The sequence below is a fragment of the Stutzerimonas degradans genome, assembly GCF_024448505.1.
Lineage (GTDB): Bacteria > Pseudomonadota > Gammaproteobacteria > Pseudomonadales > Pseudomonadaceae > Stutzerimonas > Stutzerimonas degradans.
On the sequence record NZ_JAMOHV010000009.1, the window covers coordinates 106,376 to 122,480 of the forward strand.

At 62.0% G+C, this 16,105-nt stretch carries 15 protein-coding genes and 2 tRNA genes; 5 read left to right on the plus strand and 12 right to left on the minus strand.

What is annotated here, in order from left to right:
• Positions 1-17: 17 nt before the first annotated feature.
• The 10 genes from rfaH to NAV27_RS13140 all read right to left on the minus strand — a co-directional run bounded on the left by rfaH (position 18) and on the right by NAV27_RS13140 (position 9,443).
• Positions 18-518, minus strand: coding sequence for a transcription/translation regulatory transformer protein RfaH (rfaH, locus tag NAV27_RS13095; protein ID WP_102828587.1), 501 nt, complete (start codon positions 516-518; stop codon positions 18-20).
• A 47-nt stretch (positions 519-565) separates the two neighbouring features.
• Positions 566-1,312: a WbqC family protein gene (locus NAV27_RS13100; protein ID WP_102828586.1), complete on the minus strand. Its 747-nt coding sequence runs from the start codon at positions 1,310-1,312 to the stop codon at positions 566-568.
• Between the two features lie 21 nt (positions 1,313-1,333).
• Positions 1,334-3,544, minus strand: a complete 2,211-nt coding sequence (locus NAV27_RS13105; RefSeq protein WP_102828585.1) for a polysaccharide biosynthesis tyrosine autokinase — start codon at positions 3,542-3,544, stop codon at positions 1,334-1,336.
• Positions 3,545-3,587: 43 nt separating this feature from the next.
• Positions 3,588-4,520, minus strand: coding sequence for a glycosyltransferase family 2 protein (locus NAV27_RS13110; protein ID WP_054094897.1), 933 nt, complete (start codon positions 4,518-4,520; stop codon positions 3,588-3,590).
• 1 nt (position 4,521) lies between these two features.
• Positions 4,522-6,051: a lipopolysaccharide biosynthesis protein gene (locus NAV27_RS13115; RefSeq protein ID WP_102828584.1), complete on the minus strand. Its 1,530-nt coding sequence runs from the start codon at positions 6,049-6,051 to the stop codon at positions 4,522-4,524.
• A 23-nt stretch (positions 6,052-6,074) separates the two neighbouring features.
• On the minus strand, positions 6,075-7,250 hold the full coding sequence (locus tag NAV27_RS13120; RefSeq protein WP_102828583.1) for a DegT/DnrJ/EryC1/StrS family aminotransferase: 1,176 nt from the start codon (positions 7,248-7,250) through the stop codon (positions 6,075-6,077).
• 62 nt (positions 7,251-7,312) lie between these two features.
• Positions 7,313-8,092: a hypothetical protein gene (locus NAV27_RS13125; RefSeq protein WP_102828582.1), complete on the minus strand. Its 780-nt coding sequence runs from the start codon at positions 8,090-8,092 to the stop codon at positions 7,313-7,315.
• 843 nt (positions 8,093-8,935) lie between these two features.
• Positions 8,936-9,012: transfer RNA gene (locus NAV27_RS13130), tRNA-Met, on the minus strand.
• 133 nt (positions 9,013-9,145) lie between these two features.
• Positions 9,146-9,222, minus strand: a tRNA-Met gene (locus NAV27_RS13135).
• A gap of 41 nt (positions 9,223-9,263) precedes the next feature.
• Positions 9,264-9,443, minus strand: a complete 180-nt coding sequence (locus NAV27_RS13140) for a hypothetical protein (RefSeq protein ID WP_102828673.1) — start codon at positions 9,441-9,443, stop codon at positions 9,264-9,266.
• 136 nt (positions 9,444-9,579) lie between these two features.
• Here NAV27_RS13140 and NAV27_RS13145 point away from each other — a divergent pair, with 136 nt between their 5' ends.
• Together NAV27_RS13145 and NAV27_RS13150 are read left to right on the plus strand one after the other, a co-directional pair.
• Positions 9,580-9,861, plus strand: a complete 282-nt coding sequence (locus NAV27_RS13145) for a hypothetical protein (protein WP_102828581.1) — start codon at positions 9,580-9,582, stop codon at positions 9,859-9,861.
• Between the two features lie 102 nt (positions 9,862-9,963).
• Complete coding sequence (locus NAV27_RS13150; RefSeq protein WP_102828580.1) at positions 9,964-10,938, plus strand: tRNA dihydrouridine synthase; 975 nt, start codon at positions 9,964-9,966, stop codon at positions 10,936-10,938.
• Positions 10,939-10,943: 5 nt separating this feature from the next.
• On the opposite strand, the gene NAV27_RS13155 is transcribed toward NAV27_RS13150, so the two are convergent.
• Entirely contained in the window at positions 10,944-11,690 is a 747-nt protein-coding gene (locus tag NAV27_RS13155) for an SDR family oxidoreductase (protein ID WP_102828579.1), read from the minus strand.
• 14 nt (positions 11,691-11,704) lie between these two features.
• Positions 11,705-12,601 (minus strand): LysR family transcriptional regulator, encoded by an 897-nt coding sequence (locus NAV27_RS13160; RefSeq protein WP_102828578.1) that lies wholly within the window; start codon positions 12,599-12,601, stop codon positions 11,705-11,707.
• Positions 12,602-12,791: 190 nt separating this feature from the next.
• Between NAV27_RS13160 and leuC the strand changes: the two genes are divergently transcribed.
• The 3 genes from leuC (at position 12,792) to leuB (ending at position 16,067) form a co-directional block, all read left to right on the plus strand.
• Positions 12,792-14,219, plus strand: a complete 1,428-nt coding sequence (gene leuC / locus NAV27_RS13165; protein ID WP_102828577.1) for a 3-isopropylmalate dehydratase large subunit — start codon at positions 12,792-12,794, stop codon at positions 14,217-14,219.
• 11 nt (positions 14,220-14,230) lie between these two features.
• Entirely contained in the window at positions 14,231-14,878 is a 648-nt protein-coding gene (gene leuD, locus NAV27_RS13170) for a 3-isopropylmalate dehydratase small subunit (protein WP_102828576.1), read from the plus strand.
• Positions 14,879-14,984: 106 nt separating this feature from the next.
• Positions 14,985-16,067 carry a 3-isopropylmalate dehydrogenase gene (gene leuB, locus NAV27_RS13175; protein ID WP_102828575.1) on the plus strand — a complete coding sequence of 361 codons (1,083 nt, stop codon included), beginning with the start codon at positions 14,985-14,987 and terminating at the stop codon, positions 16,065-16,067.
• The last annotated feature ends 38 nt before the right edge of the window (positions 16,068-16,105 follow it).

Here is a 16,105-nt window from a genome sequence, read left to right on the forward strand (position 1 = left end):
CCGGACAATCCGGCCGTTCATGCAAAGCACTGCAGGTAGTGGTTCGGCACCGTGATCTTTTGCTGCCGGTGCAGCAGGTTGAGCAGGATGATCGAGCGCTGCTCGCCGTCGCTGGCGACGAAGATCGCCTCCAGCTCGCGCAGCCCCCCGCCGCTGATCTGCACCCGCTCGCCAGGGCTGAACGGCGCCGCGACCATCGCCGGCACGGCAAGGCGCTGGCGCAACTGCTCGATCAGCTCGTCCTGAACCGGAATCGGGTGGCCGCCGAAGCTGACGACCCGGCTGACGCCGCGTGTGGAGCGGATCGGGTACCAGTTGTCCTTGGCGGGGTCGAGGCGAATGAACAGGTAGCCGGGGAACAGCGGCTCGGCGTGGCGCGCCTGCTGCCTGCCGCCGGTGGTGTTGCGCAACGGGCGGTAGCACTCATAGTGCTGGCGCTGCAGGTGCTCTTCGGCCCGTGATTCCTGGCGTGGCTTGGTCTGGATGAGGTACCAGCGCGGTGTGTGGAGCGGTGTCATGTGAGGTCCTTCCCAGTTTGGATCGGCCAGCCTGGCCGGAATGAGGGTCATGCCAGGTGCAGCGTTGGCCTTGTCTCGCGCCCTTCGATCACGCCGAAGCGGTTGAGCATGTCCTTGAGCGTTTTGCGGTCGTTGAACATCAGTACGTCGATGATCGACAGCGCTGGCACGAACGGGTGGTTCAGTTGCGGGTAGTTCAGGTCGTCGTCCATACGCAGGAAGCGCAGCAGCAGGCCTTCGGCGCGGAATCGGGCAGGGCAGTACAGGTCGATGCCGCCGATGGGGTTGAGGTACAGCTCGCCGTCCATGCGCCGGGCGATCTGGATGACGCGGTCCTGTTTGTCCATCACCGGCGGCAGGCACAAGTCCGAGCCGCGGAAAATCGGCGTGGTGATGCCCATGTACTGGCACAGGCGGCGCAGCGAGTGCTCGGTGAACAGCGCCAGGTTGCGCTCCGGGTATTCGAGAATCTCGCGCAGCAGCGGCATCACCTGATCGCGCTGCGGTGCCTTGGCGTAGGCATGCTCGATCTTGCGCAGCAGGGTCTGGGCCTGCTGGTCGAAGTCGTCACTCAGCCAGCGCTCGTTGATGCGGTCGTACTGGTGGCCCTTCTTCAGGGGAAAGGTGATCAGCTTCGGCTGGCCGTCACCCAGAATCCGGTTGCGATTCATCCATGAGCCCTTTTCGTACTGCAGGTCGTCGCCCAGTACGAACACGTCACTGACGTTGATCAGTTGAAAGTAGCCCAGGTACGGAAACAGGTACGGTTGCATCATGGCGATGGTGCGGAGCACGGCGCTTCTCCTTGTGCGTTGTCAGGCTTTCTGGGGATAGCTGTAGTAACCGTAGGCGCCGGTGTCGTACGCCGAGTTGGAGGCACGGCGGCGTATGCCGTTGAGGATCGCGCCCTTGAGCAGCACGCCGTTGTGCATCAGGCGGCGCTTGGCGGCCTCGATCTGTGCGCCGCTGCTGACGCCGAAACGCGTCACCAGCAGGCTGGTGCCGGCCTGCTGGGCGACCAGCACGGCATCGGTCACGGCCAGCACCGGCGGGGTGTCGACGATGACGAAGTCGTAGTGCTGCTCGGCTTCCTTGAGCAGGCGGGCGAAATTGTCGTGCATCAGCAGTTCGGACGGGTTTGGCGCGTTGCAACCGCTGGCGATGAAATCCAGATTCTTCTGCGCGGTGCGCCGGGTCACCTCGTTCAGCGGCAGTCCGCCGGCGAGTGCGTCGGACAGACCGTGGCGCGGTGTGAGGCCCAGCACGCGATGCAGGTAACCGCGGCGCATGTCGGCGTCGATCAGCAGCACGCGCTGGCCGCTCTGGGCGATGACCGCCGCCAGGTTGCTGGAGACGAACGACTTGCCGACGCCCGGCGTCGGGCTGGTGATCATCAGCACCCGGTTGCGCGCCTCGAGGGTGGCGAACTTGAGGCTGGTACGCAGGCTACGCATGGACTCGACTGCCAGATCGGCCGGGTCGGTGAGGCTGAGCAGCCGGGCCAGACCGTCGTTCGCCTTGTGTGCTTTTTGCAGTTGCTCCTGACGGCTGGAGAACGGCGTGGCGGCATACACCGGAATGCCGAGCTTCTCGATCACGTCGGGGCTTTCCACGCCGCGATAGAAGGCCTGACGCAGCAGGATGACCAGCGCCGAGGCCAGCAGTCCGAGAAAGATGGCGATGCCGACGATCAGCGGACGGATTGGCTTGGCCGGTTTCTCGGTGGTGGTGTAGGCATCGTCGATGATGCGCACGTTGCCGATGGTGCCGGCGCGCAGGACGTCCTGCTCCTGGGCCTGGTTCATCAGCAGCGTGTAGGTTTCGGTGGTGACTTCCATGTCACGCTTCAACCGCAGCAGCTCCTGCTGGGTTTCCGGCAACGCATCGACCTTCTTCAGCAGCTGCTCCTTCTGCGTCTGCAACTGGCCGATCTGTTTCATCAGCGTCTGGTAGATCGGGTGTTCGCGGGTGTACAGCCGGTTGTACTCGACGCGTTTGAGGTTGTGCTCGGAGAGCAGTTTTTCCAGCTCGACGATCTGCTCGAGCACCGATTCGGTCTCGATGCTGATGTCCACCGACTTGGCGCTGGTCTGGTAGGCATTGAGCGCAGCCTCCGCCTTTTCCAGCTCCTTGCGCACCAGCGGCAGCTGCGAACGCAGAAACTCCAGACGCTGCGCGGCCTCGGCCGAGCTGCGTTCGACGTTCTGGCGTACATAGAGGCGGCCGATTTCGTCGAGCACGGCGGTGGCCTGTTGCGCGTCGGCGTCTTCCAGCGACAGGTAGATGATCCCGGAGTCCTTGCCGGCTTCGCCGACCTTGAGTCGGTCCTGGTAATCCAGTGCGGTGGTCTGCGCGCGGCTGCGCACCAGCTCGAACTCGGTGCCGGGACGCGCCAGCAGTTCGCTGATCTGGACCTTGAAGCCACGGCTGACTACGGCCTGGCCCACTTCGCCGCGCAGCAGCAGGGTTTGTTCTTCATCCAGCAGCCGATAGCCACCGTCGTTCTCGGCGACGAGGGTGAGCTTTTCGCCCAGGTAGGCCGGCGGTACGTCGAGCTGGAACACCTCGATCTTCTCGCCGCCCCAGGCAAGGCTGGCGAGGCCGAACAGCGGGGCGGCCAGCGGACCGTCGACGGCCGGGTCGTGCTGCCGCGCGAGGTAGCCGCCCAGCAGCGGCAGCCGCTTGGGCTTGGCGGTGATGTAGAGCTTGAGGTTTTCCACCGTCTTGCCCAGCACGGCGCGCGACTTGAGCAGGGAGATCTCGGTGACGGCCTGGGATACCGAATCCGGCCGGGGCACGACCTCCGGCACGCCGGTGATACCGGTCTTCTTCGGCTCGATCTGGATCATGGCGGTGGCTTCGTAGATCGGCGTGGCGACTACGGCGTAGGCGATGCCCAGGGCGGCGAACAGCCCGGTAATGCTGGCGATCAGTCCCTTGTGGTCGTAGGCGGTACGCAGAATACCGGCCAGATCGATACGGCTGTCCGTGTCGTATTCCAGCGAGGAGCGGGTCAGTGCAGTCATTGGGGATCCATCCTGATGGTGCAGTGAAACAGGGTTTTGTAACTCAGCCTTTGGCCGGTCGCGGGGCCAGGCGCCGCAACAGGTTGAGTGCGAGGTTCTGGGCAACACCACAAAGCGCCTGCAGCTTGCTCAGCGGCGAGAGAAGCGCGAGGCACTCGCTGGCAACCTGGCCGAGGAAGTACTCGTACAGCTCGCGTTTGCCGATGCGCTGGTAGTAACGGGCCAGGCAGTAATGGGCGTGCAGGGTCATCTGGATGCGCTGTCGGCTGGGGCGCATGGAGAAAATGCCGCCTTCGTGAACGCGGTAGGCCGCCGGCTTGATCTCATCGATGAACTTGCCTTTGCCGTGGGCACCGAGCAGCGACCACCAGCAGATGTCCAGCACTTCCACGCCGAGCAGTTCGGGTGGCAGCTCCTGCAGCAGGTTGCGAAAGCACACAGTCAGCGTGGAGAACGGCCGGCCCTGCATCAGCTCGCGTGCGCTGGCGTCCTGGCGCAACTTGCCGGTGAACTGCGGGCTGCGGATGACGCCCTGGCTGTTGAACATGAAGGCGTCGTGGTAGGTCAGCACGTAGTCGTGGTGGCGTTCGAGAAAATCCACCTGGATCTGCAGCTTGCGCGGATCGGTCCAGTAGTCGTCGCCCTCGCAGTAGGCGATGTAGCGACCCGCCGCACGGGCGAACAGCCGCGTGCTGAACGGTACGCCGAGGCTGAACTGGTTCTGCTGCTGGTAGATCGGCTTGACGATGCCCGGGTAGCGCGCGGCGTACTCGGCGATGATCGCGGCGGTCGCATCGGTGGAGGCGTCGTCATGCACGATCACTTCAAAAGGGAAATCCGTTTCTTGCTGGAGAAAACTCTCCAGGGTCTTCCTGATAAAGGGAGCGTGGTTGTAGGTCAGGCAGATGATGCTCAGCGTCGGCTCGGTGCGGCCTTGCCAGCGCGACCTGATGGCGTATTCGCTCTTCAATTCCATGTCACAGGCTCGGTTTGGTGATCAACACGTAGAGTTTGAGAACCAGCGGCCGGGAGCTGGCGGCGACCAGGACCAGGCAGATCAGGCCGCTGCTGGCCAGCCCCAGCAGGATGTCGATGCGCTCGTCGCTGGCGATGGCGTCGAACAGCGGCTCGCCGACCAGCAGGCCGAGAACGGTCATGGCGGTGATACGAACCAGGTCTTTCAGCCAGATGCCGTGCAGACCCGGAACGAAGCGCCGGTGTACCAGCGGCGGCCAGATGACGAAGGTGATCAACCGCAGGCCGAACCACGCCAGTGCCGCACCGAGCGCGCCATGCTGCAGAACGGCCCAGACCACCAGCGGAATGCTGATCACCGTGGAGATGACGCTGAACCAGATGTGCAGGCGCAGCTCGCCGAAGGCGTACTGCAGGTAGAACTGGAAGGCACCTACCGCGAGGATCGCGCTGCCCAGCACGTACCAGGCGAGGATCGGCTCGCTCCATGCCGCGGCCTGCGCATCGCCGGTCCAGGCGAAAATCAGTTCCCGCGAGTGGAAGGCAATCACCGCCGCCATCGGGAACAGCACACTGCAGACGAAGCGGCTGGCGTTGAGGTACAGCGCGCGCATGTCGGCGATCCGCCCTTCGGCGGTGAGCATGGTCATGCGCGGCAGCAGTGTCTGCACCAGCGGGTTGGTCAGGGTGAGCAGCCCGGTAGCGATCAGCGCGACCAGCGAGTAATAGCCGTATTCCTTGAGCAGCAGCACCTTGGAGAGCAGCACCTTGTCCAGCTGCGTGAGGACGATCCACAGCACCGAGGTGAGCGTCATCCCCGCGGCGAAGGGCAGTACCGGCCTGACCACCGACCAGTCGAAACCGGTGAACAGATGCGGGTTGGGCATCAGCGCATAGGCGCGCGAGGCCATCAGCAGGGTTTCGATCAGCGCGACCGCAACCTGGAAGACGAAGAAGTCGCGCGGATCCTGCGTCACGAAGGCGACCAGAAACAGCCCGCCGAAGTAGCGCAGGGTGGCGATCAGCATGTTCGCGCCGTTCAGCCAGCCATGCAGCTCCAGCCCTTGCAGGCCGCTCTTGTACAGCGTCGCGTATAGCCGCAGGCCGACCAGCACGCCCATCAGGCTGATGCACTGGGCGAGTGTGGCGCCGCTGAGTTCGTGGGCTTGCAGCCAGTGTTCGGCAATCCAGCCGCTGGCGGCGTGGATGCTGGCCCACGTCAGCAGAGCGATGGGGACGAAGATGATCTCGAACGAGCGCAGCAGGCGGCCCGGCTCGGTCAGCTCGGCAAAATCCTCCGCCTGCCCGCGGTAATGGGCGATCTGCCGGACCAGCGAGGGCGACAATCCGGCATCGAGCAGTTGCAGCCAGGCCTGCAGCACCGCGAAGAAGCCGATCAGTCCATACGCCTCGGCGCCCAGATGGCTGAGGTAGAACGGCAGGATGACGATACCCACCAGCAAGGCGTAAGCCTGGCCAAGGTAGTTCAGGCCGGTGTTGCGCAGTACCGAAAGCCGTTTCGGATCAGGCATGGTGTTAGGTGCGTCCATTCGAATCAGGAAATACGTTTGCAGGTGGCGACGGTGAGCTGCGGCTGCGCCAGGTCAAAGGCCCGGACCAGCGGGTTGAACAGCGCGCGGCTGGCCTGTTCGCTGTGAATCGATTCATGAATCAGGGTTTGGATGACGCGGCTCTGCACCTTGGGCGGTAAGCCCGGGTAGATCGGCAGGCACAGCACGCGACGACTGAGCGCGCGCGAGCGCGGCTGCGGAGCCTGCGGCTGCAGGTACTCCAGCGTGTCCAGCGAGGGGTAGAAATAGCGCCGCGGATTGATGCCGTTGTCGTTCAGCTGCTCACGGCTGCGCAGCAGCTGCAGTTCGTTCGCCAGCGCAACGGGAAAATAGCTGTAGTTGCGCTGGCTGCCCGGTTGCGGCGCCTGCAGGTCGAAATAGCCACCCAGTTCGCGCTCGTAGCGTTGGCCAATCTCGGCACGTTGGTCGAGGATGTCCTCGATGTCGTCGAGGATGCACAGCCCCATCGCCGCGGAGAATTCGTTGAGCTTGGCGTTGATGCCGATGCCCTGAATGATGTCGGTATCGACGATGCCGAAGTTGCACAGCAGGCGAATCCGCGCGGCCAGCGCGTCATCGTTGGTGACGATCGCGCCACCCTCGATGGTGTGAAACAGCTTGGTGGCATGAAAACTCAGGGTGCTGATGTCGCCCCAGTTGAACACCGACTGGCCGCCGTGACGCACGCCGAACGCATGGGCACCGTCGTACACGACCTTGAGGTTGTGCCGGTTCGCGATGCGCTGGATGTGTTCGACCGCGCAAGGATTGCCGAACACGTGGGTGGCGACGATGGCGCTGGTATCGGGGGCGATGCACGCTTCGATCCGCTCGGGATCGATGTTCCAGGTGGCTTCGTCGATGTCGGCAAAGATCGGCCGGATGCCTTCCCATTGCAGGGAGCTGGTCGTGGCCACGAAGCTGAACGGCGTGGTGATCGCGCTGCCGGTGAGCCCCAGGGCCCGGTAGGCGATCTGCAGGGCGATGGTGCCGTTGTTGGTGAGGATGATGTTCCTCACACCCAGGTATTCCTGCAGCCGCTGTTCCAGCGCCATCACCAAAGGGCCCTGGTTGGTCAGCCAGCCCGTGTCGTAGATGCGGTCGACGTAGGCTATGAACTTGTCTTTGTTGCCCAGGTAAGACTTGGTCACGTTGATCATGTCGATTTCCTTATCGGGCCATGCGGCCCTTCTCCGGTTTCTGGCCGGCAAGGGGAGGGCAGTCAGACGGCGTGCTGGTCGCTTATCTGGCTGGCGCGACGTGCACGGTGCTGGTTGACCGCCAGGATCAGGCTGGTCAGCAGGCTGCCGGCATGCGGATCGCCGTAGTGGAAGATCGCCGTGGCACGGCGATAGGCCGGGTTGCAGGGCTCATTGGCGTGCAGTGAGCGATAGCCCCAGAACAGATAGAGGTTGCCGGGCACCAGACGCAGACGCTGCGGTCGAAGCAAATGCAGCCGTATGCCGAGGCTGATCAGCTTGCGTGTGAAGGTGTTCTGCACCAGTGCTTTCTCCAGCACGTTGAGCAGCACACTGGGGCGAACACGGCGCCGATTGGCGAATAGCAACAGATCGCCGCGCTCGTTCGGCTTGCCCTGTTGGGGGATTTCGATAGGGAGCAGGGCGGTCACCAGACTGGCATCGAAGTGAAAGCAGTTGGACTCGCGCCGTCCGCTGCCTCCCTGAACGCAGCGCAATACGGGGAATATTTCAGAACTCGGCGCGCTGTTACCGACCGCCTGTCGATAAACATCGGCGAGCATCTTCTGGAAATCAGGCGACGCCTTCAGCGCAACGAGCGGACTTCCCGCCAGCGCATTGTCGCCGTGATACGCGAAGTAGTTGCCTTCATGTCGCTCGGCCTCGATGGAAAGCTGCTCACGAAGTTCTTCAAGCTGCGATCTGCTGAGGAATTCGGGAATGCAGGCGTAACCTTCTTTGTTTATTGCCTTGGCAATAAGAGCGATAGAACTATTGTCTAAGTTGCTAGTTTGGGCGCGCACAAGTTTCTCCCGCAGAAAAGAGGGAAGTATGAAGATTTGTCTTTACATGAATTTGTTTGTCTGGCGGTGCGTTCTTCGCCCTGAACGCGGTCAATTCATATTAGTGGCGAAACGAGTATGTGTTTCGCGCGTTAGCTTGGATTACTTCTATATGAATTGCGGCTATTAGGCCGGTGGAAAACCGGAAATGCTACCGCCCATGGGCCTTTCAGCCGTTTCGCCGCTCAGCACCTGTACCGTCTTGCCTCAACTTCTACAAAGCAAAGCAATTATCTGCCCAGTAACTTTTCTTCGGGCAAAGCTACCGCACTGACCGCTCTCTTCGGTTCTTGAAATGAAAATTTTTCGGGGCTTCGCTGGCGGTATAACTCAGCTGCTGAACTTGATCGCTCCCGATGATCTTAACTGCTCGCAGCGCACTACTCCGTTCGGCAATAGATATCCGTCAAAGTGTGATCGAAGTCAAGCTCGCGGAGACGTTTTTTTGTTGCTTGGCGAGGCCTGACGAAGCAGGTCACATAACCTGCTGAATGGTAAAGGAAATTTATTTTGACGGTTTCCGTGAGAATCAATCCTTGGGTGGATTGCGATTCTCTTGCCTGTATTTCAATTGCTGATAATAGTTGAGCGCGTTACTAAGAGAATGCCTATAGAAATAAGCGCTCTTTTTTAAATGCTAGCCGGAATAAGTAATTGAGAAATGAGAGTTGCTTTCATTACGAGCGATAAGCCGCCACAGAAGCCGGAGTGCGGGGCGAGGAGGGGTGGCAACTTGTGCCTGGTGCGCTTCGACAGAACGAGGGCAGAAACGAAAAAGGCCACTCGATGAGTGGCCTTTTGAATTGGTTGCGGGAGCCGGATTTGAACCGACGACCTTCGGGTTATGAGCCCGACGAGCTACCAGACTGCTCCATCCCGCGCCGTGAATTCTACGCGCTGAGCCTCGGCTGTCAAGCGATTTCTTAAAAAATTGGCTTTTTAATCAGCGGGTTAGCTTTTGCATCGGGCTACAGGGAAAACAAAAAAGGCCACTCGATGAGTGGCCTTTTGAATTGGTTGCGGGAGCCGGATTTGAACCGACGACCTTCGGGTTATGAGCCCGACGAGCTACCAGACTGCTCCATCCCGCGGCGCGAATTCTACAGGTTCTGTCGCGATTGTCACGACCTTATTAGAAAATTTTTCTGAACGGCAGTGGCAGGCTGAAAATCTTCGTCGACGGGTGATCGCGGTGGAGCACGCGTGACCGAGGGTGGCGCCGGGCGATCCGCATCATTCCCCAGAGCAGCGCCAGCGCGACCAGGAACCAGCCGAAGAGCATCAACGTAAGAGTGAAGGCGGGCGTCATCATGTAGCGCATCCTGTGCTGCGGGTCTCGTCCTGTGGCTATGCAGTGGACCTTGTGTGCCCGAAGCGGTTCCAGACCGGCCGAACGCCTGTGAGTGACGTACGGCCTAAACTGCAGGGGAATAAAGGAGGAGACAGCCATGCGTGTTCATCTTCTGCTCGCGTTCGGGTTTGTGTGGTGGGCAAGCGCTGCAACCGCGCAATCGGACGGCGTGTTGCCCGAGCGTGGAACTGCTTACGACGGCGCGCGAGAAACCGATACCGTCGTGAAGGGATGGTCGGAAGCGGGCAAGTCCGCGGATCAGGCATCGAAACGCCTGGCGATCCCGCTCGAGCGGAATGCTGGCGAACCCGGTCATGGAGGGAACGAGACCGATATGGTCCACCATCGACGTGAGCTGCGAGACAAGTCCGACAATTGATCGTGTGCGTCAGGGCGTCATGAGCAGGGTGTCGGCCGGCATTCATCGGTGCAGCCGATCTCCGTACAATGCCGTCCTTTTTTTCACGAGACGTCACGGACCATGCAGATCGCTCTTGCACCGATGGAAGGACTGGTCGACGAAATCCTGCGCGATGTCCTGACCCGAGTGGGTGGCGTCGACTGGTGCGTGACCGAGTTCATTCGCGTCTCGGACCGCCTTTTGCCGCAGAGCAGCTTCCGCAAGCTTGCACCGGAGCTGGCCGAGGGCGCGGTGACCCGTGCCGGTACGCCGGTACGGGTGCAGCTGCTGGGCTCCGATCCGGCCTGCCTGGCAGACAATGCCGCCTATGCCTGCACGCTGGGGGCGCCGGCTATCGACCTGAACTTCGGCTGCCCGGCGCGAACGGTCAACAAGTCGCGCGGCGGCGCCGTGCTGCTCAAGGAACCGGAGCTACTGCACGCCATTGTCTGCGAGGTGCGCCGCAGCGTTCCGGCGCATATTCCGGTGACCGCGAAGATGCGTCTGGGCTTCGACAGCCCGGATGGCGCGCTCGATTGCGCGCGTGCACTAACCGCTGGCGGTGCGCAGCAGTTGGTGGTGCATGCGCGCACCAAGCTGGATGGCTACAAGCCGCCGGCGCATTGGGAATGGGTGGCCAGAGTGCGCGACGTGGTGGATGTGCCGGTGTACGCCAACGGCGACATCTGGTCGGTGGATGACTGGCGCCGTTGCCGCGAGGTCAGTGGTGTCGAGGATGTGATGCTGGGGCGCGGGCTGGTTTCGCGTCCCGATCTGGCCCGTCAGATCGTGGCGGCGAGGCAGGAGCAGGCGCTGGCCGAGATGAGCTGGGACGACTTCAACCCCATGCTGGCCGATTTCTGGCGCCAGGCCCGCGGCAAGATTGCACCGCGCTACGCGCCCGGCCGACTCAAGCAATGGCTGGCACTGCTGACGCGCAATTATCCGCAGGCGTCGGAATTGTTTGCCGAGCTTCGTCGGGAGAATGATTGCGAGCGGATCGATGCCTTGCTCGGCGTGGATACCCAGGCCATCCGCCAACGAGCGCTGGCGTAGCGGGCTCAGCGTCCGCCGCTGACATCCAGCAACGCGCCGCTGGTATAGCTGGCGCCTTCACTGGCAAGCCAGAGAATGGCCTCGGCGACCTCACGCGCGGCGCCACCGCGTCCGAGCGGAACGCTTGTCTTGACCCGCTCGATCCGGTCCGGCTCGCCGCCACTGGCGTGGATGTCGGTATAGATCACGCCGGGACGCACCGCGTTGACGCGTATGCCTTCGCCGCCCACTTCCTTGGCCAGTCCCAGCGTCATGCTGTCGATGGCGCCCTTGGCTGCCGCATAGTCGATGTACTCGCCGGGGGCGCCGAGGCGTGCGGCTGCCGAGGAAAGATTGATGATCGCGCCGCCGTGCCCGCCGTGGCGTGTCGACATCCGCTTGATTGCCTCGCGAGCGCAGAGAAAGCTGCCGATCACATTAGCGCCAAGCACGCGGTTCCAGCGTGCCGCATCCATTTGCTCCAGGCGCAGCTGTCGCTCCAGCATGCCGGCGTTGTTGACCAGCACGTCGAGGCGGCCGAATTCCCGATCAAGCGCGGTGAACAGGTCGAGCGCTTCATCTTCACGGGAGACATCGGCCTGTACCGCGATGGCCTGCACGCCGAGGCGCTGGGCCTCGTGTAGCACCTGGTGCGCGGCATCTTCCCGATGATGGTAATTCAGGCACAGGGCGTAGCCCCGTTCTGCCGCCAGTTGTGCGGTGGCGGCGCCGATGCCTCGGCTGGCGCCGGTGATCAGCATGACCTTGGACATGGTGGGCTTCTTTATTAGTTGTTTGCCTTGCGCTCGGCGGTACCCGCCACGCTATCGAGCAGGGCCATGAACGCTCTTGCGGCATTGGATAGCGTTCGCTCGGTGTGCCGGATATAGCCTAGCTGGCGCGTCAACTGGATGCTCGGCAAATCCAGGCGCACCACCTGTTCGTCGAGCATGCTGCGAGGCAGAACGCTCCAGGCGATGCCGATGGAAACCATCATCTTGATCGTCTCCATATAGTTGGTACTCATGGTGATGTTGGGCGTCAGTCCTTCGCGTTCGAACAGGCGGTGCGCGATGTGATGAGTGAAGGTGTTGCCGCCGGGAAATACCGCGGGATGGCTGGCGATATCCGCCAGCGTGATCGTGGGCCTGCGTGCCAGCGGATGTTCGGGCGCGACGACGAAGTCGAGCGGGTCGTCCCAGACTTTCATTGCCTTCACCGGCTCGGCCGTCTGCGGCGCCAGGGTGATGACCGCCAGTTCGGCACGGCCATGCAGCACCTCGTCATAGGCGATTTCCGAATCGAGAAAGCGAATGTCCAGGTTCACCTGCGGGTGGGCCCGGGTGAACGCGCGCAGCAGTGGCGGTAAGCGATGCAGGCCGATGTGATGGCTGGTGGCGAGTGACAGCCGCCCGCCGATGTCGCCGTTGAGGTTGGTCAGGGCGCGGCGGGTATCCTCCAGAACGTTGAGAATCTGGTAGGCACGTGGCTGCAGCGCGCGGCCGGCCTCGGTCAGGCTGATCTCGCGACCCAGCCGATCGAACAGGCGCACATCGAGTTGACCTTCCAGTGCGGCAATCCGCTTGCTGACGGCTGGTTGTGTCAGGTGCAGACGCTCGGCTGCCAGAGAGAAGCTGCCGGTTTCGGCGACCGCAATAAAGGCGTTGAGATTGGCAAGATCCATGGGATCTCCAAGTCGTTGATTGGCGCTACGAGCCGGATAAATGTGTGTTAACCGGCGGCCCAGGCGATTCCCGTAAGGAATGCTTCGCATAAAAAATATGAATTTGAGTAATTCAATTCAAGCCCCTAGGATCGCCCCATAAGCGCAAGGGCTATTCGCCCCGCATAGAAAGCAGATGAGGAAAACTCCGATGGCCGGCAAAACGCTCTACGACAAGCTTTGGGAGATGCACGAGGTGAAGCGGCGTGACGATGGTTCGTCGCTGATCTACATCGACCGCCACATCCTGCATGAAGTGACTTCGCCCCAGGCCTTCGAAGGGCTGCGCCTCGCCGGCCGCAAGCCGTGGCGCATCGACGCCAACATCGCGACGCCGGACCACAACGTGCCGACGACCAAGGGTGAGCGCCAGGGCGGCCTGGAAGCCATCGCGGACGAAGTCTCGCGCATTCAGGTGCAGACGCTGGACGAGAACTGCGACGACTTCGGCATTCTCGAATTCAAGATGAACGACGTGCGCCAGGGCATCGTCCACGTCATCGGCCCGGAGCAGGGCGCCACTCTGCCGGGCATGACCGTGGTCTGCGGCGATTCGCATACCTCTACCCATGGCGCCTTCGGTGCTCTGGCCCACGGTATCGGCACTTCGGAAGTCGAGCACGTGCTGGCCACTCAGTGTCTGGTCGCCAAGAAGATGAAAAACATGCAGGTGCGCGTCGAAGGCAAACTGCCGTTCGGCGTCAGTGCCAAGGACATCGTGCTCGCGGTGATCGGCAAGATCGGTACCGCTGGTGGCAATGGCCATGCGCTGGAGTTTGCCGGCAGCGCCATTCGCGACCTGTCGATGGAGGGCCGCATGACCCTCTGCAATATGGCCATCGAGGCCGGTGCCCGTGTGGGTATGGTCGCTTGCGATGAGAAAACCGTCGCCTATGTAGAAGGTCGGCCTTATGCACCGAAGGGTGCGGATTGGGAAAAAGCGGTCGAAGTCTGGAAAGACCTGGTGTCCGATGAGGACGCGGTATTCGACACCATCATCGAGTTGAAGGCAGAGGACATCAAGCCGCAGGTCAGTTGGGGCACTTCGCCGGAAATGGTACTGGCGGTCGACCAGCGCGTGCCGGACCCGGCTGCCGAAGCCGATCCGGTGAAGCGCGATTCCATCGTTCGCGCTCTCAAATACATGGGCCTGAACGCCAACCAGCCGATTACCGAGATCAAGCTGGATCGTGTGTTCATCGGTTCGTGCACCAACTCCCGCATCGAGGACTTGCGTGCCGCCGCTGAAGTGGCCAAGGGCCGCAAGGTCGCCGCCAACGTCAAGCAGGCGCTGGTAGTACCGGGTTCAGGCCTGGTCAAGCAGCAGGCCGAAGCCGAGGGGCTGGACAAGATCTTCATCGAAGCCGGCTTCGAATGGCGTGAGCCCGGCTGCTCCATGTGTCTGGCGATGAACCCGGACAAGCTGGGGAGCGGCGAGCATTGCGCCTCGACTTCCAACCGCAACTTCGAGGGGCGTCAGGGTGCCGGCGGTCGTACTCATCTGGTGAGCCCGGCCATGGCTGCCGCCGCCGCGGTGACCGGTCGTTTCATCGATGTTCGCGAACTGATCCAGGCCTGAGGAGCAACAGCATGAAAGCCTTTACCCAACACACCGGCCTGGTCTGCCCGCTGGATCGCGCCAACGTCGATACCGACCAGATCATTCCCAAGCAATTCCTCAAGTCGATCAAGCGCACCGGCTTCGGTCCCAACCTGTTCGACGAGTGGCGCTATCTGGATGTTGGTCAGCCAAACCAGGACTGCTCCAACCGCCCGCTGAACAAGGAGTTTGTGCTGAACTTCCCGCGCTACCAAGGCGCCAGCGTGCTGCTGGCCCGTGAGAACTTCGGCTGCGGCTCGTCCCGCGAGCATGCTCCCTGGGCGCTGGATGAGTACGGTTTCCGCGCCATCATTGCGCCGAGCTTCGCTGATATCTTCTTCAATAACAGCTTCAAGAACGGCCTGCTGCCGATCGTGCTGAAAGAAGATGAGGTCGATGCGCTGTTCCAGCAGGCCGAGGCCACCGAGGGCTATCAACTTACCGTCGATCTGCAGGCCCAGACCGTGACGCGCCCGGATGGCGTGCAGTACTGCTTCGAGATCGACGCCTTCCGCAAGCACTGCCTGCTCAACGGGCTGGACGATATCGGCCTGACCTTGCAGGACGCAGACGCGATCAAGGCGTTCGAGAGCAAGCACCGGCAGGCCCAGCCCTGGCTGTTCGGCGCGATCAAGTAAACGAGCGTGCAGGTAGGGTGGAAAACCGCGCAGCGTTTTCCACCAGAGGATTCCGGTGGATAAGGCCGATGGCCGTTATCCACCCCACGAAAAATAGAGGAATGCAATGAGCAAGCAGATTCTGGTTCTCCCGGGTGACGGTATCGGTCCGGAAATCATGGCGGAGGCCGTCAAGGTACTGCAGCTGGCCAACGACAAGTTCCAGCTCGGTTTCGAGCTGAGCTACGACGAACTGGGCGGCGCTGCAATCGACAAATACGGCGTGCCGCTGGCCGACGAAACCCTGGAGCGCGCCCGCAACGCGGACGCCATTCTGCTGGGTGCCGTGGGCGGTCCGAAGTGGGATGCGATCGATCCAGCCATTCGCCCCGAGCGCGGCCTGCTGAAGATCCGTTCGCAGCTGGGCCTGTTCGGCAACCTGCGCCCGGCGCTGTTGTATCCGCAACTGGCCGATGCCTCGACCCTGAAGCCGGAGATTGTTGCGGGGCTGGACATCCTCATCGTGCGTGAGCTGACTGGCGGCATCTATTTCGGTCAGCCGCGCGAGAGCAAGGTGCTCGAGAATGGTGAGCGCATGGCCTACGACACCCTGCCGTACAGCGAAAGCGAGGTCCGCCGCATCGCCAAGGTTGGTTTCGATATGGCGATGTTGCGCAACAAGAAGCTCTGCTCGGTGGACAAGGCCAACGTACTGGCTTCTAGCCAGCTGTGGCGCGCGGTGGTCGAGGAAGTGGCCAAGGATTACCCGGAGGTCGAGCTGTCGCACATGTACGTCGATAACGCCGCCATGCAACTGGTGCGCGCACCCAAGCAGTTCGACGTGATCGTTACCGACAACATGTTCGGCGACATTCTGTCCGACGAGGCATCCATGCTAACCGGCTCCATCGGCATGCTGCCGTCCGCTTCGCTGGACGCGAGCAACAAGGGCATGTACGAACCCTGCCATGGCTCGGCACCGGATATCGCCGGCAAAGGCATCGCCAACCCGTTGGCAACCATTCTCTCGGTTTCGATGATGCTGCGTTACAGCTTCAATCAGCTGGTTGCGGCGGACACTATCGAGCGCGCGGTCAGCGATGTGCTCGACCAGGGGCTGCGTACCGGCGATATCTGGTCCGAGGGCTGCACGAAGGTAGGTACCCAGGCAATGGGTGATGCGGTAGTCGCGGCGCTCGCGAAGTTGTAAGCTCTTTGCCCGCCTTTCTATATGTGCGGGCCACTTTT

Excerpts from the sequence above, each read along its gene's own strand:
- rfaH (WP_102828587.1), bottom strand. The coding sequence starts at position 518 with ATGACACCGCTCCACACACCGCGCTGGTACCTCATCCAGACCAAGCCA.
- NAV27_RS13105 (WP_102828585.1), bottom strand. The coding sequence starts at position 3,544 with ATGACTGCACTGACCCGCTCCTCGCTGGAATACGACACGGACAGCCGT.
- NAV27_RS13110 (WP_054094897.1), bottom strand. The coding sequence starts at position 4,520 with ATGGAATTGAAGAGCGAATACGCCATCAGGTCGCGCTGGCAAGGCCGC.
- NAV27_RS13115 (WP_102828584.1), bottom strand. The coding sequence starts at position 6,051 with ATGCCTGATCCGAAACGGCTTTCGGTACTGCGCAACACCGGCCTGAAC.
- NAV27_RS13120 (WP_102828583.1), bottom strand. The coding sequence starts at position 7,250 with ATGATCAACGTGACCAAGTCTTACCTGGGCAACAAAGACAAGTTCATA.
- NAV27_RS13140 (WP_102828673.1), bottom strand. The coding sequence starts at position 9,443 with ATGATGACGCCCGCCTTCACTCTTACGTTGATGCTCTTCGGCTGGTTC.
- NAV27_RS13145 (WP_102828581.1), top strand. The coding sequence starts at position 9,580 with ATGCGTGTTCATCTTCTGCTCGCGTTCGGGTTTGTGTGGTGGGCAAGC.
- NAV27_RS13150 (WP_102828580.1), top strand. The coding sequence starts at position 9,964 with ATGCAGATCGCTCTTGCACCGATGGAAGGACTGGTCGACGAAATCCTG.
- NAV27_RS13155 (WP_102828579.1), bottom strand. The coding sequence starts at position 11,690 with ATGTCCAAGGTCATGCTGATCACCGGCGCCAGCCGAGGCATCGGCGCC.
- NAV27_RS13160 (WP_102828578.1), bottom strand. The coding sequence starts at position 12,601 with ATGGATCTTGCCAATCTCAACGCCTTTATTGCGGTCGCCGAAACCGGC.
- leuC (WP_102828577.1), top strand. The coding sequence starts at position 12,792 with ATGGCCGGCAAAACGCTCTACGACAAGCTTTGGGAGATGCACGAGGTG.
- leuD (WP_102828576.1), top strand. The coding sequence starts at position 14,231 with ATGAAAGCCTTTACCCAACACACCGGCCTGGTCTGCCCGCTGGATCGC.
- leuB (WP_102828575.1), top strand. The coding sequence starts at position 14,985 with ATGAGCAAGCAGATTCTGGTTCTCCCGGGTGACGGTATCGGTCCGGAA.